Genomic DNA, 20094 nt, shown 5'->3' with positions numbered 1-20094 from the left:
CATGCCCGACTTCCACATCCCCAACGACCCGCAGTGGCAGTGGGCGTACGACCTGATCCTCGTCGCTGTCGGCGAGGAGTACCCGAAGGCCGACCCCACCGCGCTGCGGGCCATGGGCGACGAGCTGTACGCGCTCAGCAGCACCATCCTCAACGGGATGGGCGCCACCGCCAACCTCGGCTACGGTCTGGCCGGGAGCCTGTCCGGCCCGGCGATGGACGCGTTCCAGCAGTACCAGGTGGGGATCACCAAGAACGTGCCGGCGGGCGGCAACATCGCGCTGGCGCTGGGCGGCTCGGCCTACAACTTCGCGCTGGACTCGGAGAACACCCAGTACAACATCGTCATCGCGGCCTTCACCCAGGTCGTGGAGATCGCCATCGCGCTGGCCTCCGGCTTCGGCGCGGCAGCGGTGCCCGCACTGATCAAGATCGGTCAAGAGATCGTCGGGGCGCTGATCAGCCTGTTCCGCCAGCGCCTGCAGAACATGCTGATGCGGCTGGCCTGGGAGGCGTTCCAGGAGGGTCTGGAGGAACTCTGGCAGAGCGCCGCCGCCCAGGTGACCCAGATCATCGAGGGCAACCGCAAATCCCTGGACTACAAGGACCTGGCGATCGCGTTCGCCGGTGGCGCGTTCATCGGCGCGGGCGTCAGCGGCGTGCAGATGATCGGCGGCAAGTTCTTCCCGAAGATCAACAACAACGTCCTGTCGCGGGAAGGGCTGTCGGCGCTCGCCGAGACGCTGTTCGAGGGCCTGTTCACCATGATGGTCGGCGGCGGCGGCTTCAACCCGTGGGCCACCATGACCTCGTCGATGATCGGCGGGATGGCCCACCACTACGCCACGGTGGCCGGCCAGAGCTACGGCCCGGGCGCCGCCGCCGGGGCGCCGCCGCCGACGATCGAGACGAACAACCTCACGACGACGGGACCCACCCCTCCGCCCACGGCCGTGGACGGGCCACCCGTTCCCCCACCCGTCGGCTCCTCCGCCGGCCCGGGCAGTCAGAGCGGCGCCCCGGGGCCGCAGCCCTCGGGCGGCCCGGTCGCCGGGGGTGGCGGTGCCGGCCAGGGCGACGCCGGGGGTCAGGGGCCGGCGCATCAGGGCTCCGGGGACCAGGGCACGGGCGGCCAGGGCTCCGGTCAGGGCTCGGGCGGCCAAGGTTCCGGTCAGGGCAGCACCGCGCCGGGCAGCCAGCCTCCCGGGGGCCAGACGGCGGGCGGTCAGACCTCCGGCGGTCAAGCCGCAGGCGGTCAGGCGCCGGGCGGCCAGACGCCGGGCGGTCAGGCACCGGGCAGTCAGGCATCTGGCGGTCCGCCCTCCAGTGACCAGACCGCGGGCGGGCAGACTCCGGGCAGTCAGACCGCCGACGGCCAAGCCGTTGGCGGACAGACCTCGGGCGGCCAGGCCTCCGGTGTCCAAGCGCCCGGGGGTCAGACCTCGGGCGGGCAGACCTCGGGCGGGCAGACCTCGGGCGGTCAGACCTCGGATGGGCAGACGGCCGGAGGTCAGGTCCGCGACGGGTCGCAGGGCGGCGTACAGAACGGGAGCACGAGCCCGAACGGTGCCGGAAGTCAGAGCCCGAGCGGGCCCGGCACGGCCGGTCCGAGCGTCGGCACCGATCCGCGCGGGGTCGGGGGTGTCGCCGCGGGACCGGGCCCGGCCGTCGGCGGCGAGGTCACGACCCCGCGCGCCGACTCGACGGGTACGCCGGGCGGCAACCCGGCGAGCACCGGCACCGGTACGCCCGCGACAGGCATCCCGGCAGCGGGCGCCGACGTCGCCGCGCCCTACGGCGGCGGACTTCCCGGCTTCGACACTCCGACGTCGAGCGGCGGGCCGGCCGGTGTCGACACCCCAGCGCCCGTGACCTCGCCCGCCACCACCGCCGGCCCGGCTGACGTCCCGGCCGGCCCCGCACCGTCCACCGCCACGCCGAGCGCGGGCACGCCGAACGCAGGCACGCCGCAAGCAGGCACGCCGACAACCACCACGCCCGGCACAGTCGCGCCGAGCACCGGCACAGCCAGCACCACCGCACCTCCGACCACCGTCACGCCGAGCACCGGCACCGGCACCGGCACCGGCACCGGCACCGGCACCGGCACACCGTCCACGAACACGCCGACCGGCACGCCGAGCACCGGCACGTCGAGCACGGGCGCAGCGACCACCGGTACGCCGTCGTCGAGTCCGGCTCCCAGCGGCCAGCCGACCACTCCCCCGCGCGACGTGGTCGGCGCCGCGCCCCCACCACCGATGGCGCCCGTCGACGGCATCTCGGTCGACGGCCCGGCCGTGATCGCCTCCCCGGCCACAGATCCGGGCGTCGGCACGACGTCCACAGGGGAGCAGGCGGTCGCGGTGCCCAGCCCGATCACCGCCCCCGCCGTCGACACCACGCCGAGCGACGCCCGATCGGACACCCCGGCGGGCCCCGACGGCCACGGCACGGCGACGGACCGGACCGCCGCCACACCGACGGGTGCCGTCGACACCACACCGACGCCGGACGGACCCACGGCAGGGCAGCACGGCACCGCCGAACCGGCGCCGGACGGACCGCAGAGCATCTCCGCGCCGCTCGCCACAGCGGGGCTCGCGACCCCAGCCGGGCCGAGCCCGCAGTTCCGGCAGGCCAAGGCGAGCGCGGAACCGAAGCGGCTGCGCACCGAACGGTACGTGCCTTGGAAGGACACCGTCGTCCCCGGCACGCACCTGCTGCGCGGCGAGATCACCACGATCGACTTCACCACCCGGGAGTTCACCGCCGACGGCCGGGACTACCGGTCGTTCGACGTACACCTGGATCTGGTCTCGAAGGACGACCGGATGTCCCCCCGGGAGCTACGGGACTTCGCCGACGCGGTGCAGCGCACCGTCGACGAGATGGTCAACGGCCGGTACACGCTGCCCGACGGCCGCCTGCTGCACATCGACCTGGTCGTCGACACCCCGCCGTGGCGCGACGGCATGACCCGCGACTGGCAGGACGACCCGCAGCGTAACCCGCCGGTCGAGGTGACCTCGGAGACCGGGGTCGGCACCGACCAGCACCTGTGGAACACCGGCGACCGCCTGCCCGTGATGGTGCACGAGGTGATGCACTACCTGGGGGCCAAGGAGGGTCACCGGGCCCCCGAGCACCTGTTCACCACAGTCGACCGCCCGGGGGTGATGGGCCTCGACGTCGACACCCTACCGGCGTCGTCGGAGCGGGCCGCGACCTCGACCGGGCCGACCGGCTATCTGACCGCTGTGGATCTGGCGACGATCCACGACGCCGCGCTGACGGCGGGACCGGTGCGCGAGCTTCCGGTCCCGCGGACGCCGCACGACCAGACGCCGGACCCGCGTCCGAACCCGCAGGTCCCGTCCCGCGCCCCGGCCCCGCCGCCACCGCCGCCACCGCCGCCCGGCATGACGGGCATGCCACCACCGCCGCCACCACCGCCCGGCATGACGGGCATGCTCCCGCCGCCACCACCGCCCGGCATGCCGCCACCGCCGTCGGCCGGTACCACGACCCAGGCCGTCGACCTGACCCCGACGGACCTCTCAGCCGCCACGCTGCACAGCCGAGCGCCGCGGCCCGTGCCCACCCCCGTGGGCCAGAAGCTGACCGAGAAGTACGACGTCGTGCACGTCGTGGACCAGGGGTCGCCCGGCCTGGGACACCAGGCCGCGACGGTCGCGATGCTCGACGGGCTGGCCGCCACCGGCTACCGGGGCACTGTCGTGCTGACCTATCCCGGCAACAAGACGCCCTACTACGCCGAGCAGCTCGGCCGGCAGGAGGAGTTCGAGACACCGGCGGGCTCGTACGACCTGTTCCACCGGGAGTGGACCGGCCACCGCGGTGGGATGGACGTCGTCATGCGACCGCAGGGGCCGTCCGGCACCAATGAGGAGGCCTGGAAGACAAAGGACTGGCCCGGCGCGCCAACGACCAGGGCGTGGCAGGTGGACCGGCAGAAGGGTGTCCGGGAGCAGAGGATCCGCGAGCAGGGCAACACCCAGAGCCTGCGCATGGACGAGCTCGCCACCCGCCCGCTCCCCGAGGGCGACGTGCTGACGGTGCTGCCGGCCGTCGACGTACCGAAGAACGACGACGGCTCGGAGTGGAGCGCGGAGCAGAAGCAGGAGTGGTTCCAGCAGGCGTGGGCCGGTCCGCTGCGCGACGCCGCCGGTGGCCGGGACCACGACGTCGTCACGCTCCAGCCGTTCCTGTGGGACCAGTTCCCCCGGCAGGTCCGCAGCACCACCGGGACGGTCCGGGCGGAACTCGACGAGACCTCGACCGGAGTGCCGGCCTACCGCAGCCCGCCACCCGCCACCCGTCCGGCCGCCCGGGACGTCGTCACCGCCACGGGCATTCCCGGGGCCGGCGACCTCGCGACCCTTGTCGACGACGACGCCACCGACGTGGTGCTCGTCTACTACGGGGACACGCCCGACACTCCCCCGCACCAGGAGGTCGTCGACCGGCTGGCGGCCGGCGCCCGGCCCGACCGGAAGACAGTCGTGCTGGTGCTCGGCGACAGCGGGCGCGGCGTCACCACGAGCAACGCCGACGTCCACGTCGCCGCGCTGCCCCGTGTCACACCGGAGCAGATGGCCGGGCTCCGCGACCGCGCCACCCTCGTGGTCACCGAGGGCGCCAACACCTGGCAGGAGTCCCTCGCGGAGGGCAGGCCCACGCTCTCCGTGACCGGCTCCGACGGTGACACCAAGCCGTGGCGCCACGAGCCGGCGTCGGTCCGGGACGACGACTCCACCCGGAGCGGCCACGACCGGCTCGTGGTCGCGTCGGAGTACCTGCGGCACGGCGGTGATCCGGCCGCGCTGCGGGACTTCGTCCAGGACGACGACGGCGGTGTCCGCACGTACTTCGACGGGTGGCGGGACGCGCTCGGCCGGACCGGCTCCGACCAGGTCGACCAGGCCCTCGCCACGGTCACCGGGCTGCCGCTGGACCCGGACGCCCGCCCCCGCACCGACACCGCGCCGGGCGCTCCCCCGGTCGACAACACGTTGCGCGTCCCGGGAGCCCCGCCGCCCCGGCTCGCCGCGCCCAGGACCCGCGACGAGATCGACCGGGCACGCGCCGCGCAGCACGACACCGCGCCGCGGCGGGTCGCGAACACCAGCGCGTACGACGTCATCGACCGGGGGCTCCATCCCGACACCCGCGTGCCCGACGTGGTCGCGCGCTCGTACGAGCAGGCGGGCCTGCCCCTTCCGGCGGGCGACCGGCCACGCCTGCGCCTCGACGCGGTCGACAACCGGATCGCGTACGACCATCGGGTGCTGGACGTCGACGGCCGCACGGTGCAGGACTTCACGGTCAAGGTCTTCCTCGACGCCCGGGACGACACGGCGGCGGCTGCCCGGCCCGACGTCGAGACCCGGGTACGCGACGCGGTCGACCGGATCTACAACCAGGGCTTCCGGATCGGCGCCGACCAGCTGAACGTCACAGTGGAGTTCGTGACCCGGCCGAGCGACGCGCACGCCACCGTCGCACTGCACGGCACCCGGTCGCCGACCACCCAGACCAGCTGGTCGACGCACTCCTCCGACCTGGATCTCGCGCACGAGATCGGGCACTTCCTCGGCCTGCGCGACGAGTACGCGGTGGCGGGCCGCGCCCTGGACGGCACGTTCGTCAAGGGCGACAACTCACTGATGGCAACCACCACGCCGGGCCAGGATCCGCGGCTGCTGGGGCGCAACGTCGACCGGATCGCCGGTCAGCGGGCCGGCGTGCTCTCGCCCGACCGCGGTGCGCTGCCGCCGCGCACCGCGCCGGTCCGGTTCGAGCCGGTACGGGTGGCCGGCGGCCGCAACGCGCGGTTCGACGAGCTGACCCGGCACACCCGCGAGGTCGGGCCCGGCAACTACCGGCAGGAGACGGCCGACCTCAAGGACGACGGGGCGCCGATCGGGTTCGTCGTCAACTCGATGCTGCCCGCCGACGACGTCGACCAGATCCCCGAGGTGGTCCGCGCCGTCACCGAGGGCCTCGCCCCGGGCACCACTGTCGTGTTCGTCTTCGGCGTCAACACCACCGCCGAGGTGCCCGACCTCGCCTTCCGGGACGCGGTCGCCCGGGCGGCCCGGCTCGCGGAGAGCCTCGACGTGCCGGTGGCGGTGAACGGCTACGCGGTCGGCACGAAGAACGACAAGTTCCCGTACGGCCGCACCCGCAACCAGGTGCTCCGCGACCCCGACACGGTCGCCGCGATCCAGGGACTCGCACAGGGCGGCCCGGACGGCCGGGACCGGCGCTACCCGTACGTGTCGATCCAGGACTTCGACAGGGGCGCCCGTACGACAGCCGACGGCACCCACGTCTTCGACCACATCGACAGCCGGACGCGCTTCGACCCGGACGCGACCGGCCCGCGGGACGAGCCACCGGCCCGGCCCTTGATGATCTCCGGCGGTTACCGCGTGGGTGACCCCGAGGAGCTGATCCGGCGTACCCGGGAGCGGCTGGAACGACGCGCGCGCGACCACCGGGCGACGATCGCCGGCCTCGCCCCGGGCGACGGCCGCACCACCGAGGAACAGAAGCTGGCCGCCGTGCGCAAGGGCCTCGCCAAGCTCGACACGCAGGCGGGCCGGGACGCCTTCGTCCGGGACTTCACCACCGCCGTGGACGAGGACATGCGGTCCCGGGACCGGCAGGCCGCCGTGCACCCGATGCTCCCGTACTCGCCGGAGCCGAACCTGTTCGTCGACGGCCTGCTCACCCTCGGCCGGCCCGACGTCCGGTTCGGCGAGGCGGGCGCCGAGTTCCTCCTGCTGGCCGAGAGCCTGCACCGGGCGTACGGCGAGGAGCTGGCCGTCGCCCACGGCGCGGCGACGCCGGCCGGCCTGCCCGCGGACGCCCTCACCGTCGACGTCCAGGTCGAGTCGCAGAACAACAGGCATCCCGACCGCGACCTGGCCTTCATGACGGACTTCGTGGGCGCCGCCACGCCCACCGACCTGTCCCGGCTCGCGGCCGACTTCGCCGTCGGCAACTTCCTGCCGCAGTCGCACGCCGTGCCGACGAACGTCAACCGGCAGCTGTTCTACACCGAGGGCACCGGCTTCAAGGAGTACCGGGCCGAACTGCGCAAGCCGGCCGTCGCCGCCCCGAAACCGTTCGCCGCGCCCACCGAGGTCGGACCCGGCTCGCAGACGTGGCAGCAGACGCTCACGCCGAAGCAGCTCCGGCAGCTCGGCGCGCAACCGCACAACCGGTACCTCACCGCCGTCTCGCTGCCGGCGCCGGGCGCCGCCCCGGCACCGGCCGTCCCACCCGCCGTCGACCCCGACCTGGACCCGGCGCGGCCGGCCCGGACCGTGGGCCTGCCGAACAGCCAGCGCCTCGTCGCCGCGCACCTGCTGGCGACGTCCGACGACGCCGGGACCGTCCAGCAGGAGTTCGCCGCCGCCACCGCCGTCGCCGACCGCGGCGGGCTCAGCCGGCAACCGGGTTCGCTCTACGACACGATCGCCGCCGAGCTGCCCGGCGACGACGCGGAAGACCTGCGGATGCGCACGCTGCGCGCCGGCCGGGACGCGATGAGTCTCGACGAGGCCGCGGCGATGCGGCAGCGCAACCCGTACGACAACGGTCACTTCGTCCGCGCCGTGCTCGCCCCCGACTCCGGGCCGCAGCGCCGCGACACCCCGATCGGCGACGCCGAGCGGCAGCGCATCGCCAACGCCCACGACGTGGTCGAGTTCGCCGCCGCCCGCGGCACCCAGGTGCACCTGATCGTGTACGACGACCAGGGCGGGCCGCCGCGGGACTACCCGGTGGCCGGCGCCAGGGCGCGTACCCGGCTGGAGCTGCTCCGCACGATCGACCCGACGGGCCACGTCACCTACGCACGCCATGTGCCGCAGCCGTCGACCCCGGCGAGCGACACCGACAGCGACAGCGATTCCGGCGGCTTCGACCTGTTCGGCGACGGCGACGACACCACCGCAGAAGAGACCGCCGAGGAAGAGACCGCCGCCCGGGAGGACACCGCGGGCGGGACCGGCACGTCGTCGGCCACCGGGACCACGCCGGCGCTTCCGTCGCCCGACGCGGTACGCCGGAGCCTGCCGTCGTACCTGCGGGAGAGCCGCACCCTGGGCCTCGCCGAACAGTTGCGGGCCACCGAGAACCCGTCGCTCGGCACGGCGCTGCGGACCCTCGACCCCGGCCTCTCCGACGACGTGGTCGTCGCCGTTGAGGCGGACACCCGCGACGACGTGGACCAGTTCCTCGGCGAGGGCCGCCCGTACCCGGTCACGATCGGCGGGCGCCCCGCCGAGCTGCGGGTCACCGCCGTCCTCGACTGGGACGCGCTCACTGTGGACCGGGCCCACGACGACCCGCGCAAGGTCACCGCCAAGACCCGGGAGAACGTCACCCACACGCTGCGCCACAACCGGGACCGGCACGTCGAGCCGAAGGTGACCGTCACCGCGATGCCCGGTGTCGTCGTCGGGATCGGCGGTTCGGTGCCGACCGCCCCCACCACCGAGCACACCGCCGCCCACAAGGACACGTACACGTCCACCACCACCGTCAAGGTCACCGGACTGACCGAGGTGACGGTGCCGATCCGGTTCGCCGCCCGGCTCGTGCGGCCCGGCCGTCCCGCCGCCGAGCCGGTCGAGGCCGCCGGCCGCGTCGCTCTCGCCGTACACACGGAGTTGCGGACGGCAGATGCGACCGCGCCGGCCGCCGCGGAGCGCACGCTCGACGCGCCGGTGCCGGCCCGGTTCGGGGTGGAGAGTGTCCGGAGCCGGCCCGCCGATCCGGGCGCCACGTTCTTCGAGCAGGTGGAGGCCATCCTCGCCGAGGACGGCATGGCCGACCTGGTCCGGATCGGCGCGCCCGGCCGCCCGGTGATGCAGAAGCTGCTCAGCGACGCGACGTTCTCCGGCAGCCTGCCGGCGATGGTGGTCACCGACCCGGCGAACGTACACGACGGCTGGGTCCGTTCGGGTTCGCTGCCGCGCTCCGCGCGCAGCGGCTGGCGGCGCTTCTTCCCGGGCCGTGCCCGGCAGGTCGAGGTCCGCCTGGTCGCCCGGCACGTCGAGGAGGTGGAGCGGGTCGACGGGCTCACGCATGTCGACACGTCCGCGCTCGGCGCCGAGGGCACGAGCGCCGCCGCCACCAAGCGGCCGTGGGGTCTGTGGGGCCTCGCCGGCGCCGGGGTGGACGCCGCGCCGCTGAGCCTGGTCGTCGGGCCGCGCGTGGGCGGCGGCCGGGAGCGTGGCGCCACCCAGACGATCGCCGAGCGGACCGGCGGCAAGCAGACGGTGACGGGCACCGCGCCCGGCGTCCGCTACCGCGTCGAGTACGGCGTCCAGGTGCGCGTCCTGGGCCGCGCGCCGCGGATGCTGTCCGGTTCCGTCGACGCGCTCCAGTGGACCACCCCGGACCGGCTGCCCGGCACCGCCCTCGACCCGGACGCCCGGGAGTGGCGCGGACGGCGCGGCGCCGACCGGACCCACTTCGCACCGGCACGCGTCGAGCGGGGCGAGTCGTTCGGAGGCGCGTACCTGACCCGGGTCGGCGACCGGAGCCTGTACGAGACGGTCGCCGACGCGGTGCGGTCGGTGCCCGGTCACGACCGGTTCCGGCTGGCCACCCGCGACGAGATGCTGCGGCACTTCGGCGACGAGCAGCTCGCCGACGGGCTGACCCCCGAGCTTCAGGCGGCGCTGAGCCGGTCCACCGATCTGCGGACGCAGCTCTCCCCCGACCAGCTGCGCCACCTGGCGGACCGGATCGTCGGCCCCGGGCTGAAGATCCCGCTGATCCGCACCGGCACGTTCCACGACCACGTCACTGTGGTGACCATCCGGGGCAGCCTCGGCGACGTGTCCGACGGCGACCTGCTCGACCACGACAAGATCGGCACCGCCGCCAAGCGGACCGCCAGGTCCACCGTGACCAGCGCCCGCGACGACAGCCGGTCGGCCGAGCTGAGCCTGGAGCCCCGCATCCTGGGCCCGCTCGGCCAGGCCGCCTCGACGCTGCTCGGCGGGCCGCGCGCCGCGCTCACCTGGGGCACCACCGACGAGAGCGCCGGCACCGGCGGGCAGTCGACCGAGAGCGACCACGGGCCTGAGCTCGACGACGAGGGCAAGCCCACCGGGGTACGGCTGCGCGAGTTCGCCGCCACCCTCGACCTCACCGTCAGCACCCGGTCCACCGTGCGGGTCAACCAGGCGGGGCGGCAGCTGTCCCTGGGTACGTACGGCCGGGACGTGCCCACAGTCGTCGCCTCGTCCGAGCAGCGCCCCCGCACGCACCGTCTCGACGTGCGCATGCTCGTCCCGGAGACGCTCGTGTCCCGGCAACGCCCCGACGCGGAGCCCAGCCCGGTCCCCCGCGACGTGGAGACCATGGCGTACCCGCCTCCGCTGAGCCGGATGACCGGCGGGCCGCACGATCTCGACGGACGCCGGGTGGAGTCGTTCGTCGGCGCCGACCGGCTGCAGGAAGCGGTAGTCGACACGCTGCGCGAGGCGGGCCGGGACGACGTCTACGCCGTCGAGGACGGCCTGATCTCCACGGCGGTCGCCGACGAACTGTCGCCCGAACGTCTCACCGGTGACGCCGAGCTGTTCAGCCGCCCGCTGGCGCTGAGCAACCTGTGGCACGGCCGCCGGGCCGCCGACGCCCGCGCCGACGTGCGGGTACGGCTGCGGCCCACAAATCCGACGGTGCTCGACGGCGCCGAGTTCGCCCGGGTCAAGCGGACCTTCGCCAGCGGCACCGCCCGCAAGACCACCGACGCGCGCGCGATCGAGCTGAGCGTCTCCGGCACCGGCGTCGCCTCGGTCAGCGGGCCGGTCGCCGACCACGGCGGCAGCATCGGCCGGCCCGGGGGCGCTGTCGTCCTGAACGTCACGCCGTGGCGGCGGGCGTGGGGCCGGATCAGCGAGCGCAGCGTCTCGGGCGTCTCCAAGCTGCGCCTCGGCGGCGGCCGGGCCGAACGCGAGCTGCTGGTCCGGGTGGACGTCGAGGCCGAGGTGGTCGCCGAGGCCCGGCACGACAGCAACCTGCGTCCGCTGGGCCGCTGGCCCGGCACGCCGGCCCGGCGTGCCGGCCGGCGGCTCACCCTGCCCGGCGCGGTCGTCATGCGGATGACCCCGGCGGAGCTGAAGCGGCTCCAGGACCGCGACCGGGCCCGCCGGCACGGCACCGCCGACGTGCGGCTGCAACTGGAACACGCCGAGCGGGCCGGGACGCTCCGCGCCGACCAGGGCGAGCAGCGCGCCCGGATGGCTCGCGAACAGGCCGCGGAACACGGGAACCTGCTGCGGCGGCAGCACGCCGAGCAGCGCGACGCCCGCGCGTACGTCGACCGGGTCCACCGGGACCGCGCCGTCGACGCGGTGGCCCGGCAGCTCGTCGACGGCTCCTTCGCCGCGCTTCAGGACCGCCACCGGCGCGAACTCGGCGAGCTGACCGCCGCGCACGACGCGGCCACGCAGGCGCTGCTGGCGGCCCAGGAGCAGGAGCGGGCCACGCAGGCCGAGCACCAGCAGCGCGAACGCGACCTGGTACGCGAGGCACAGCAGCGGCAGGACGAGGACGCGACCGGCCCCGGCACACCGGCCCACGCGGCACAACCGGAGTTCCGGCCCGGACCGCGACGATCGCTCGGCGTCGGCGGCGTCACCACCCACATCGACCTCACCGACCGCATCCCGCACCTGCGACGTGCCCTGGCCCGGGAGTCGAGCGAGGAACTCGCCCAGGCGATCCTGCCGTCCAACCGGGACGGCAGCCCGGACGATCCGATCCGGGGGCTCGGCAGCACCGGCTTCCTCGGCGCCGCCCACCTGCACCTGGCCGACGCGCTCAACGGCGGCCGGGGCGAGACGGTACGGCTGGAAAAGCGTTTCCGGGGCTCCACGTACCACGTCACGCTCACCGCCGAGCCGGTGGGCGAGCCGAGCTTCACCGGCATCGACCTGGTCGACGAGCTGTCGGTCACCGACCGCGCGGTCGTCGGCGAGGCGCACACCCGTACCACGTCGCGGACGGCGGCTCAGGTCACGCTGACCGGGCGGGCGCAGGGCACCGAGACGGACCGGGTCCAGGACGACGCCACCCGCACCACCGGGCACGGCCCGGCCTCCGGCACCGTGGCCGCCGGCCTGACCGGCACCGCCGCCCTCGGCAACCAGGCCACCAAGTCGACCGAGCGCACCGGCCGCACGTACGAGCAGTCGCTGACCGTCTCCGGCCCGGTGCCCACGTACCGCGGGCCGGTGCGCCTGACCGTCACCGTCACCGGCAGAGGGCTGCCCGAGGGCGGCGTGTCGGTCCACGCGGTCCACGACGTCACCACGTACTCGGCGACCGAGGGCAGGGAACCGGCCGCCTCCGGCCCGGTCGCACCGGTTGCCGCCGGGCAGACCACCGACGAGGGTCGGCGGCGATGGCGCGACGAGGCCGGGTTCGACCGGCTGCCCGAGCCGGGCCGGTTCGCCGTCGAGGACGTCCTGGTGGACCTGTCCGACCTGCACGACGCGGCCCGGCAGGCGCTCGTCGCCTCCGGCGCCACACCCGGCAGGGACGTCGACGCGGCGCTGCGGGACACCCTGACCGTGAGCCGGATCAAGGCGCTGCCGGCGATGCTCGACGGCGCGTTCCCGCTGCCGATGCCGGCCGGGCTGGGCCGCGACCTGTTCCTCGACGCCCGCTTGGTGGCCCGCCCGAAGCTCCTGCGCGCGGACGCCACAGTGAAGATCGGCGGCTCGGCGAAGCGCGCCGCGGACACCGAGTACGAGCAGACCGCCGGCCGTTCGTTCGCGCTGAAGACGGCCGGGCCGCTCGTCGTCGGCGGTGTCGGCCATCCGGGCGGCGCGAGCCGGGTGGGCGAGCGGCAGGACTTCGCCGCCGTCAACGCGGCCACGCTGGTCGAGCAGCAGCTCTACCGGACCGACCCGCGCGCCCAGGTGAAGGACGAGGGCAAGGTCGCGGTCAGCACGACCGGCAAGCCGGCCCGGCGCACCGACCCGGACGACAAGCTCACCGCCGCGGTCGAGTACGACGTCGAGTTCCGCTTCGTCGCCCGTTCCCGCGACGCCGCCGGCAGGCACCGGGGCGGCACCGAGGTCCGGGTGCCGGGCGGCTTCGTCGTGCGGCTGGACGAGGCGGCGGCCCGGGACGTCACCGGCCGGGACCTCCCCTCGGATCTGCGCGCGTCGGCGCTCGCCGTCGCCGACGCGGCGAAGACGTTGTCGGCAGCGGCGGCCCGCCTGGACGGGCTGACCTCCCGGACGGACGCGGACGCCGACGCCGTCGCCGAGGCCGAGCGGGCAGTGACGGAGGCCGAGAACGCCTGGTGGGACGCCTACCACGCGCACGAGGCCGAGGTGGCCCGGCCGCCGGCCCCGGCGCCGCCGGTGGAGGTCCCCGCCGCCGAGGTGGCGACGCCGACCGCTCAGGCCCCTCTGGTCGGCGACCCGGTCGACGTCACCACCGGCCGGGTCGTCTACACCGAGGTGGACGCCCGGCTGCCCGGGCTCACGCTGGAGCGGACCCACCGCTCCGACTACCGGTGGGGCCGCTGCTTCGGCCCGGCGTGGGCCTCCACGCTGGACCAGCGCGTCGTCACCGACGACACGTACGCGCGGTTCCTGGCCGCCGACGGCTCGATCCACACGTACCCGATGCCGGCCGAGGGCGACGAGGCGCTGCCGGTCGTCGGCCCGGGCCTGCCGCTGCGCCGGCTGGCCGGCGGCGGCTGGCTGCTCACCGAGCCGGGCCGGTCGCTGCTGTTCGCGCCGGCCGACGTGCACGGCGACGCCTGGCTCACCGACGTGGTCAGCGACCGCACCGGGTGGCGGATCGAACGCTCCGGCGACGGCACGCCGGAGCTGCTGGTCTCCGCGTCCGGCCTCGTCGTGGTGCCGCACCTGGCCGGCGGCCTGGTCGTCGGCGCGCACGTCCGCGCCGGCGACCACACGGTCCACCTCCCCACCTTCGGATACGACGACCGGCGGCGCCTCGTCGCGGTCGGCAACTCCTCCGGTCACGAGACGCGGCTGCGCTACGACGACGCCGGCCGGCTCGTGCGCTGGCAGGACCGCAACGGCGAGTGGTTCGGATACGACTACGACGAGGCGGGCCGCTGCGTGCGGGCCGGCGGCGGCGGTGACTGGCTGCGCTACTCCCTGCGGTACGACGACGGCGTCACGCACGTGACGAACTCGCTGGGCCAGGTGACCCGGTACGAGTTCGACGAGCAGCGCCGGGTCACCGCGATCGTCGACCCGCTGGGCGCAACGGTCCGGCAGGAGTGGGACGCGGCGCACCGGCTGCTGTCGCGCACCGACCCGCTCGGTCGCGTCACCCGGTTCGACCACGACGCCCGCACGCTCACGCTCCCGGACGGCTCGACCCGCGCCGTCGCGCCGCGCCGGCCCGCGCCCACGGACGACATCGAGTTCGACGCGCTCGGACGGGTCCGGGCCACCCGGGCCCCGGACGGCGCGGTCACGACGTACGGCTGGACCGCCGAGGGGGATCTCGCGTGGCGGGTCCGCCCGGACGGCTCCACACAACGGTGGTTCTACGACGGTGAAGGGAATCTGGTGGACGTCATCGACGCATCAGGAAGGGCGGTGAGCTTCGAGTACGGCCCCTTCGATCTGCCCACGGCACGGGTGGATCAGGCGGGGAACCGCACCGAGTTCACGTACGACACGGAACTGCGGCTGACCGCTGTGACGAATCCGGCGGGCCGGACGTGGCGCTACGAGTACGACGCGGCCGGCCGGCTGTGCGCGCAGACCGACTTCGACGGCCGTACCCAGCGCTACGAGCACGACGACGCGGGCCGGCTGGTCGCGCACACGGACGCCGCCGGCACCGTCACGTACTACCGCTGGGACGCGCTGGGCCGGGTCGTCGAACGCCGGGTCGGCGACGCCGTCACCCGCGTCGAGTACGACGCCGACGGCCGGGTGGCCGCCGTGCTCAGCCCGGACGCGCAGGTGCGGTTCACCCGCGACGCCGAGGGCCGGGTGGTGTCCGAGACGATCAACGGGCGGACGGTGCGCACCTCGTACACCGCCTCCGGCGCGGTCGAGACGCGCACCACGCCGTCGGGCCGGTCGAGCCGCTGGACGTTCGACGCCGCCGGACGCCCGGAGAGCCTGGCCGCCGGGGAGCACCTGCTCGGCTTCACCCACGACGACGCCGGCCGCGAGATCGGCCGGACCATCGGCGGCCTGGTCGCGCTGCGGCAGACGTTCGACGCGGCCGGTCGCCTGACCGGTCAGCACATCGCCGAGGGCGCCGAGCGCCGCTACACCTACGACGCCGCCGACCGCGTCACAGCGATCGCCGACTCGCTCACCGGCGACCTGGCGTTCACCGCCGACGACACCGGCCGCATCCGGGCCGTCGACGGGGACGTCCCGCAGCGGTACGACTATGACGAGGCCGGCAACCTGGTCGGCGCGGGCGGCGGGCGCTGGGAGTTCACCGGCACCATGCTCGTGCGCTCCGACGACGCGACGTTCTCCTACGACGCGAAGGGCCGCCTCACCGGCCGGGTCGACGACGCCGGCGCGTGGCGCTTCGAGTGGGACGCCGAGGACCGGCTGGTCCTGGCCGTCACCCCCGGCGGCGACCGCTGGCGCTACCGCTACGACGGTTTCGGCCGGCGTATCGCCAAGCAGCGCCTCGGCGAGGGCGACCGGGTGCTGGAGGAGGTGTCCTTCGCCTGGTCCGGCGACCTGATGCTGGAGCAGACGCACCGCGACGCCACCGGCGCCACCACCACGACCACGTGGGACTACCGCCCGGACGCCCCGGTGCCGGTCGCGCAGACCGACGACGGCACCCTCCGCGCGGTGGTCACCGACACCATCGGCACCCCGACCCACCTGGTCGAGCCGGGCGGCGGGCTGCGCTGGTGGTCGCGGGGCGACCTGTGGGGACGCGGCGGGGACTCCAGCGCGACGCCGCTGGCCTTCCCCGGCCAGTACGTCGACGCCGAGACCGGCCTGCACTACAACCGGTTCCGCTACTACGACCCGGCCACCGCCCGGTACGTCAGCCCGGACCCGCTCGGCCTGTCCGGCGGCCCGAACCCGACCGCGTACGTCAGCGACCCGCTCACCGTCGCCGACCCGCTGGGCCTGACCAGTTGCACGCCCGCCCCGACCACGCCGCACCCGCTGGCCGCTGTGGAACCGGAACTCGCCGCGCCGTCCGACCAGACGCCCAGCAGCCTGCCCACGAACCCGGCACCGCCGCCGCCGAGCGCGCTCTACGGCATGCCGTTCCAGGTGCAGGTCGCCATCCGGGACGAGCACGGACGGGTGCTGCGGTACGAGACCCGGATGCGCGACACGCCGTCGCCGCCGCCGGTCTCCACCCCGGCCGGCACCGTCGGATACCACGCCCGCCAGTGGTTCGACGACGTCGCGCCGGCGTCGCGGACCGAACTCCAGGATCCGAACTCCGCCGCGTTCCGGAGCTACCAGGAGATCCGCGAAGCGGTGTTCCCGCACATCGGCACGCGGCCCTACACCGGTGTCCGGTCGGACGAGATCGGTCACCAGAACGAGCCGCTGGTCGGCGCGCTCAACTACTACAACACCACCACGACCACGCGCCGGGGTGTGACGCGGACGCACATCGGCCTCGGCAACCGGATCGCCGAGGAGCGCGGCGGCGGCCGGCGGACCGCGAGCCAGATCGCCAGGTATCTGCGCGGCCAGATCAGGCTCGACCAGATCGAGTCCGAGGCCGGGCGGGACTTCGCCCGGATCGTGAGCTTCGCGGAGAACGCCCGCGGCTACGAGTCGGAAGTCAACTCGCTGCCGATCGCGCTTGACTACATCGCGCACGCCGAGCGCGGGCGGGACGCCGCCGACAAGTGGCGCGACATCCCGTCGTGGTTCCCCCCGGCCGCGCCGGGATACGCCGGCGACGAGTTCGTGCCCCGCGAGAGCCGGCCCCCGGTGGCGAGCATCATGCCGCGGCAGCGACCCAACGCGATCACCGACACCGCCCCGTACTACACCGAGACCGAGTTCACCGGCGCGCCCGCGCCGGCAGCGAGCTCGTCGAACGCCCGGATCGTGACAGTCGCGCCGCGCAGCGACAGGTCACGCAGCCCGGAGCGCCGGGGCGGCAGCAGCCGCCGCGGACGCCACGGCGACCCCCGGTACGGCTTCCAGGGCCCGCAGACCGGCACCACCGACGTACGCGGCGCCGCCGCGCCGGTCACCGACCCGTTCCGTACCCCGCTCGCCGACCAGTTGACGGCGGCGCAGGGCGACCCGAACGCGCAGGCCCGGATCCTCGACTCGTTCCGGGACCAACTGTCCTACGAGTACACGTTGAACGACGGGTCGACGCTGCGGGTGCTGGCCGCCAACCTGCACGGCGCCACCGCCGACACGGACGCGGACCTCGGCACGCTCAACGCCGTCGACCGCGACCACCTGCGCCGCATCAACGACAACCGGGACGCCGGCAGCGTCGCCGCCAACGTCGACTGTGTGCCGCTCACCCTGGCCGTCGACGCGTTCCGGCAGACCGGCGCGGTCACCCAGGTGCCGGCGCAGACCCAGCCGATGGAGATCGGCGAGGTCATGAAGCGGTACCCGGGCCGCAGTGTGGACGAGGTCGGCAGCATCCGCGGCCTGATGGAGGCCCTCGGCGCCATGCCGAACGGCACCACCGCGATCGTCGGCCTGCGGCCCGGTGGTCCGGGGACCGTCGGACACGTCATCAACGTGTCGAAGGACGGGCAGGGCCGGGTCACCTTCGAGGACGCCCAGGTCCCCGGGCTCGCCACGCTCCCGGCGATCTCCCCGGACGGCTCGGTCGTCGTCATCCGGACCAGCGACCCGGCACCGGGCAGCGACGTCGACATGGCCTCGGTCCGCGACAGCGACTCCGACACGGACATGGCCTCCGTCCGCGACGTCGACTCCGACGTCGACATGGCCTCCGTCCGCGACGCCGACTCCGACGTCGACATGGCCTCTGTCCGCGACGGTGACAGCGACGTCGACATGGCGGACTTCTCGCCGACCACCGAGACGTTCGCCGGTGTGGCGCCGGAGGCGGTGGCGAAGACCACCGCGCAGACGCCGACTGTGGGTGACCCGATCGACGTCACCACCGGCCGGATGATCCTCACCCACACCGACGCGGTCATGCCGGGGCTCACGCTGGAGCGGACCTACCGCTCCGACTACCGGTGGGGCCGGTCCTTCGGGCGCGCCTGGGCCTCGACGCTCGACCAGCGGATCGTCGTCGACGGCGAGCAGGTCCGCTACCTGGCCGCCGACGGTTCGCTGCTCACGTACCCGCTGCCCGCCGAGGGCGAGGTGGCGCAGCCGGAGACCGGCCGGACGCTGCCGCTGCGCCGGCTGGTGGGCGGCGGATGGCTGCTGACCGACCCGACGTCGGGCCGCAGCCTGCTGTTCGCCGCGGCGTCGCGCACCGAGTCGCTGCTCACCGACGTCACGGAGGCGGGCGTCCGCTGGACGGTCCACCGCGACCGCCGAGGTACGCCGACGCAGCTGCTGTCGTCGACCGGCGCCGCGATCGCGTTCACCTCGTCCGCCGGGCTGATCACGATGGTCTCGCTGCCGAACGCGGCGGGTGACCTGATGGCGGCGTCGCAGTTCGGCTACGACGGCGACCTCAACCTGATCGAGGTGACGAACTCCTCGGGCGACCCCGAGCGCTTCACGTACGCCGACGGGCGGCTGGTGCGCTGGGAGGACCGCAACGGCGAGTGGTACACGTACACATACGACGGGGCCGGCCGGTGCGTCGCCACCGACGGCAGGGGCGGCTACCTGCGCTACCGGTTCGACTACCAGCCGGGCCGCACAGTGGTGACCGACTCGCTCGGCGCGGTGCGCACGTACGAGCTCAACGACCGCTTCCAGGTGGTCGCGGAGACCGACGCGCTCGGCGCCACCACGCGCAACGTCTGGGACGAGGCGTACCGCCTGCGGTCCACCACCGACCCGCTGGGCCGCACCACGTCCAGCGAGTACGACGCGCTCGGGCGGCTCGTCGCGGTCACCCGGCCGGACGGCAGCCGGTCCACCACCACGTACGACGAACTCGGTCGCGCGGTGTCCTGGACCGACTTCGACGGCAGCACCCGCAACCGCCAGTTCGGCCCGGACGGGCTGATGATCGCCGAGGTGGACGCCTCCGGCGAGGTGGTCCGGTACGAGCAGCCGGCCGCCGACGGCCGGGGCACGACCACCCACGTCGGCCCGACCGCTGTCGTACGCGGCCCGGCCGGGCAGATCACCTCGGTGAGCACCGGTCAGGGCGAGACGGAGTACGTCTACGACGCGCTCGGCCGCCTGTTCAGCATGCAGGACGACAACGGTCTCACCGAGTTCGGCTGGACGCTGGAGGGTGACCTGGCCTGGCGGGAGAACCCGGACGGCTCGGTCGAGGAGTTCCTCTACGACGGCGAGGGCAACCTGGTCGAGTGGGTCGACGCCGCCGGCCGCCGGACGTTCCGCGAGTACGGCGCGTTCGACCTGGTCACGGCCGAGGTCGACGACGAGGGCAACCGCACCGAGTACGCGTACGACACCGAACTGCGGCTGGTCCGCGTCACCAACCCGGCGGGTGCGACGTGGAGCTACACGTACGACCCGAACGGCCGGATGGTGTCCGAGACCGACTTCGACGGCCGCACCCAGCGGTACGTCTACGACGCCGCCGGGCAGCTCGTCGAGCGCACCGACGCGGCCGGCGAGGTCACGCGCTACACGTACGACCTGCTCGGTCGCGTCGTGGAGCGGCGCGCCGGCGAGTCGGTGACGCGCTTCGCGTACGACGCGGCGGGGCGGGTCGTCCCCGCCGAGGGTGACGACTCGCCGATCCGGCCGGAGCGCGACGCCGCCGGCCGGATCGTCACCGAGCCGGTGAACGGCGCCACGGTGTCCACCTCGTCCGGCGCTCTCCTGCCGGAACCGCGCACCGCGCCGGCACCCCGGCGGTGACCCGCCGCCCGCCCCGGCCGTCACGGCGGCCGGGGCGGGCACCCGTCCGACCACCATCG

General features: G+C 74.6%; 1 protein-coding gene. It reads left to right on the top strand.

The features are described from left to right. The first annotated feature begins 1 nt into the window (after position 1). Positions 2-20035: a DUF6531 domain-containing protein gene (locus Q3W68_RS22430; RefSeq protein ID WP_302907317.1), complete on the top strand. Its 20034-nt coding sequence runs from the start codon at positions 2-4 to the stop codon at positions 20033-20035. Positions 20036-20094: the final 59 nt, after the last annotated feature.

Source organism: Micromonospora sp. C28ISP2-4 (genome assembly GCF_030519385.1).
Lineage (GTDB): Bacteria > Actinomycetota > Actinomycetes > Mycobacteriales > Micromonosporaceae > Micromonospora > Micromonospora tulbaghiae.
The sequence above is the reverse complement of the archived record's forward strand: the minus strand, read 5'-3'. Positions and strand labels throughout refer to the sequence as shown.

Bases quoted from the DNA above. Each gene is read 5' to 3' on its own strand.
- Q3W68_RS22430 (WP_302907317.1), top strand. From the start codon at position 2: ATGCCCGACTTCCACATCCCCAACGACCCGCAGTGGCAGTGGGCGTAC.